This is a genomic window from Lachnoclostridium sp. An138, from assembly GCF_002160765.1.
GTDB lineage: Bacteria > Bacillota > Clostridia > Lachnospirales > Lachnospiraceae > Laedolimicola > Laedolimicola faecalis.
On sequence record NZ_NFLF01000046.1, the window covers coordinates 1 to 4,595 of the forward strand.

The 4,595-nt window shown below is 37.9% G+C and carries 6 protein-coding genes; all 6 read left to right on the forward strand.

The window, feature by feature from the left end; genetic code table 11:
* Positions 1-42: 42 nt before the first annotated feature.
* The 6 genes from B5E82_RS19040 (at position 43) to B5E82_RS17670 (ending at position 4,425) form a co-directional block, all read left to right on the forward strand.
* Complete coding sequence (locus B5E82_RS19040; protein WP_442911318.1) at positions 43-654, forward strand: hypothetical protein; 612 nt, start codon at positions 43-45, stop codon at positions 652-654.
* A 16-nt stretch (positions 655-670) separates the two neighbouring features.
* Complete coding sequence (locus B5E82_RS17650; protein ID WP_087308829.1) at positions 671-880, forward strand: helix-turn-helix domain-containing protein; 210 nt, start codon at positions 671-673, stop codon at positions 878-880.
* 156 nt (positions 881-1,036) lie between these two features.
* Positions 1,037-1,246, forward strand: a complete 210-nt coding sequence (locus B5E82_RS17655; RefSeq protein ID WP_087188896.1) for a hypothetical protein — start codon at positions 1,037-1,039, stop codon at positions 1,244-1,246.
* Positions 1,246-2,214, forward strand: coding sequence for a radical SAM protein (locus B5E82_RS17660; RefSeq protein WP_087308830.1), 969 nt, complete (start codon positions 1,246-1,248; stop codon positions 2,212-2,214). Before B5E82_RS17655 ends, B5E82_RS17660 begins: the two co-directional genes overlap by 1 nt.
* 1 nt (position 2,215) lies before the next feature.
* The gene (locus B5E82_RS17665; protein ID WP_087308831.1) at positions 2,216-3,760 is read left to right on the forward strand and encodes a hypothetical protein; all 1,545 of its coding nucleotides are present in this window, start codon (positions 2,216-2,218) and stop codon (positions 3,758-3,760) included.
* A gap of 20 nt (positions 3,761-3,780) precedes the next feature.
* A complete protein-coding gene (locus B5E82_RS17670) occupies positions 3,781-4,425 on the forward strand; it encodes a uracil-DNA glycosylase (RefSeq protein ID WP_330398428.1) in 645 nt (214 codons plus the stop codon).
* The last annotated feature ends 170 nt before the right edge of the window (positions 4,426-4,595 follow it).

The window sequence follows — 4,595 nt, forward strand, 5'->3', positions numbered from 1 at the left end:
AGTGCTGCCGCCCCGCACTATTATCAGAGAGGGGGAATTTCCATGACCGAAGATGAAGCCTACAAAGTGCATATCCAGTACACCTTTAACGCCTTTTGCAAGGTTGTCATTCGTCACGCAGCCATAGATAAAGTTATCAATCTGCGCCGGAGGTGGGAACGGGAAGTTTCCCTTGACTATTTGATGAATGAGAAGTTTGTCCAGTTTGCCGAACCGGAGCGGCTTGAAGAATATTTGTTTACCGCCTGCGGCCAGACCGCTGTCCTGTACCATGCGGAACTTGCCGCCGCCCTTGCCCTCTTGCCGGAGCAGACGCAGGAAGAAATTTTCCGCTACTATTTCCTGCGCCAGCCGCAGCGGGTGATCGGCGTACATATCGGCCGGACGCGCAGCACAGCAGGGCGGCATATCCAGCTTGCTTTGAAGCGGCTGCGGCGGCTTATGGAGTACGGCGTACCATTTCGTAAATTGTTCATATCATATCTTCCCGTGTTGTTTCTTCGCAAATTGTGCTGCCTGGAGGTAGGTCAATTTGCACAAATTCCCCTGAAATATGCTGCCTTACAACGGCTTTTCAAATGTCGTATTAGCAAGGTATTAGCAGGAACCCCTTGTGACAGAGGGCTTCCAGGGGCCATTTCAAAATGCTATTAGCAGGGAGGATCATTTTATGAGCACCAACGAAAAAGGGACGCCCCAAAGCAGAACATACACCGTGAATGATATCGCAGCCATTCTCGGTATCAGCCGCGCTTCGGCCTATAAACTCGCAAACTCCGGATTGTTCAAGACGATCCGCATCGGCAACATGATCCGCATCTCCAGGAAGTCCTTTGAGGATTGGCTGAAGGCGGAAGGGTTGGACGACGAAAGTGAATAAGCAATTAGAGTACCACAGGCAAATGCCTTGTGGTACTTTTTGTAAATTGAATTATACTTATAAAAGTAATTACTTTTATAAATTAAAAACAATATTGAAAAGTAATTACTTTTGGAGTATAATATAAATATATTGCAGATAAGAGGTGATGTTGCCATGCTTTTTGAATACCTGAAGACATATAAAGCTCAGATTTTCAATAGGGGGCAATCAGCAAAGGTGTTCAAAGAGGCACATGACAAAAATGCAGCAATCTGCGTTATCAAAAATAGTGAACCGTATGTTGCTATACTTCCACATAAACTATATCTTGAAATGCTAGAAAAGATGAAACTAGTCGATGGCAGTTCAAAGGAGGGCAAGTGATGATAAAAGATGTTTCTATTGAGATTACTCAGAAGTGTGTAAACCGCTGTATCCATTGCTCTTCTTGTTCAACCGAGGAATGCACGATGATGCTGCAGCTGGATACGCTGCGCCGTGTTATTCAGGGGTTACATCGGCTAAAAGTCGAAAGAGTATGTCTTTCTGGTGGCGAGCCTTTTTTGCACCCTGATATTGTTGAGATCGTTAAGCAAATATCTGATTCTAATATTATTGTTGATATATATTCCTGTGGAATTGTAAAAGATGCAGGAGAAGCTAAACCACTATCTCTTGAGTTACTATCAATAATGAAAAAAGTTGGATTACGATCTTTGCTTTTTAATCTTCAGTCGGCAAACGAGAACACTTATGATTTAATTACACAGAGCAAAGGCCATTTCCCCCTGCTGCGTGAAAGCATCTCCAATGCAATTAAATGTGGAATTCGGACAGAAATTCATTTTGTTCCCATGAGACAAAATGTAGATGACGCCGTAGATGTGATCCGATTTGCTGAACAGATGGGTATAGAACAGGTGAATTTCTTGAAATTAGTACCTCATGGGCGTGCCCGTAAAAATGCTCAAAGTATAATGATAAATGATGATGACTTGAACAAATTGTGTTCTCGTTTAGTCGACTTACAGACTAAAGGAAAATCAATACGACTTGGGTTGCCATTGTCAATCCAAGGAAGTACACCGCCTTGTCATGCTGTGAAAGAAAAATTGTATATTAAGTTTGATGGTTCAGTTTTCGGATGCGAAGCATTTAAATATATTACATTCCAGGATGAACATGGAGTCTCTGTTTTACCTGACAACATATTGGAAAAAGATGTGGAGCAAATATATGAAAACTCAGAATACTTAAAGCAGAGCGTAAAACTTGTGGAAAGCTATGAAAATTGTCAAATCGACTGTGAAAATTGTCCTGTGCAGAAATATTTAAAAGAAAAGGGGCGTTAAAATGAGCTATGAAATTAATGATCGAACATTGATTGAGGAAATGTGTGGTGATATTCGTAATACTGCGCAGGCTGAATACGAGAAACTAAAAGAAAGACTTAAACAAGAAGGAAGAGATTTACCTGGTGATTTTGCATTTCCTCTTGATGAAGATATTGTTGGTCCAGAGGGAGACCTAAAGAAGCTTTTATCTGACCAAGAGAACGCTATTTCATATTCTAAAGCCGGAAAACTAGACAATTTATGGCGTTCTTTACTAAATAAATCAATAGTATGTCTTCGCTATTTTGATACAAGAGAACCGTTTTTGGATAATCCTAATAAAGCTATTGTAGCCTATGGAATAGACAAACTAGAAGAATATCATCTAAGGTATACAGAATTTGAAAGCCTTATGTACGGGTCAAGTGCATATTATAGAGATCATGTTTTTCATGCCATTCGTGTCTGGTTATTAGGTGTGTTTTGTTTGCTAAAAAAAATAAATGCCGAAGATGCATTCATTACCAAGCTAGGCCTTGATGGTGGGGCTAAACCACCAAGTAAGATTGATTTCTTTGAATATATTAGCATGTGGACAATAACAGCTCTTTGTCATGACTTAGGTTATCCGCTTGAAAAAGCAGAGCAAATTCTTGACAAAACACGCAAAATGATGAGAGAATTTGTGCCAAATCCTAATGTTTGGAATAATTTCGGTTATAGTGGAACACAAGATAGCATCAACGAATATGTTTTAAAATTTATTAGTACAAAGATGAAAGAAAAAACATCTGATGAAAAAGCAGATGAGCAAACAGACGCAATCGTCGAAAAAGAATACTTAGGTCGCATTCAACCTAAATACTATCTCAAATATGCAAAATCTTTAGAGAGTTTTCAGCATGGCATTATTAGCACAATTATCATATATAAAATGCTGCTCTATTTTCTTGAATCTGATTTTAATTTGAATGATGACTATATTTATAAAAATGAAGATGCACGGCAATTTTATATAAGACGTGAAATTTTACGCGCAATTGCTGCGCATACCTGTCCCGATGCATATAACATACACATTACCTCTTTTTCCAGTTTGCTGTTTCTGTGTGATGAATTTCAAGAATGGGGACGAAGGACATGGAATGAACTTTATACAGGGCTAAAGGAAGATTCTATTTCTCTTGAGATCGAAAAATTTTCAAGTGATGAAATAGATATACAAGAAAAAATTAGTCTTGAAAGTGTGGAAGATATTGAAATTATTGTCCAGAACATTTCCCGAGTTTTTGATCGGCAATACTCTCTATATAAAACTACATTTAGAGATGGGCAATATACTGCAAAAAGGGATTTTTCTCTAACTAAGACGATGAAATTTACGCTTCCCAAAAATGGCGCTCAAACAAGAGAGATTATAATTAAATACGGCCTTCCCAAATCAGATGCAAGTTATTTTAATATAGATCTTTCACATGTGGGAACAAGTAAAGAAGAGTATAAGGAAAAGATTGAAAATAAAATTTCAAAGCAAATGTATTATAGAGATTTAAAAATCGACTGATAAAATTATTTTTGCCAAAGGTGGTGCGTTTTCTGACAATAAAAGAATTTGTTGAGGACATATCTTCGGTTTCTGATGAGCAACGTCTTTTCACTAATCCTTACCGTGATGAAGTGTGTAAATATAATTTATTGAACTATTTACAGCATTTGAAGTCAAATAAAGTCGATATCATGTTAATTGGAGAAGCTCCGGGTTACCGGGGATGTGCGTTAACTGGTATTCCATTTACTGACGAGATTCAATTGAAGTATCCCAAAAATAACTATGCACTAGGAGATTGGAAACGATCCAGTAAAATCGGCAATACAGCAGAGCGGTCTGCTTCTATAATTTGGCCGGCAATACGGGAATATCATATTATTCCACTAATGTGGAATGTGTTTCCTTTTCATCCGTATAAGGAGGGGAAAAGAGCATCTAATCGGACTCCGACACAAAGAGAACTTGAAGAAGGGCTCAAATACATAGATGCACTAAAAACAATCTTTCAAATTAATGATTCTCAAGTATTTGCAGTAGGAAAAAAGGCTAAATTACTACTAGGATTAACAGAAGATAATCACTGTATACGGCATCCTGCAAATGACTATAAGAAAGAATTCAGACCACAATTTGATTTAAAAATAGGACAACTCTATTTACATAACCAATTTGTCCGTTAGTAATTGACCTTTCTGAAACTTTACCCCATAAGAGATATATTTCATGAAAAACGTAAGCGCTTAATAATACAACGGCTATCTTTTTAAACCACGTTCTACTATTATTGAAGTAAAACGCTCCAACTTCAACTTTTTGATTCAATCCTGCATCTTTGCTGTATCATGTCAGA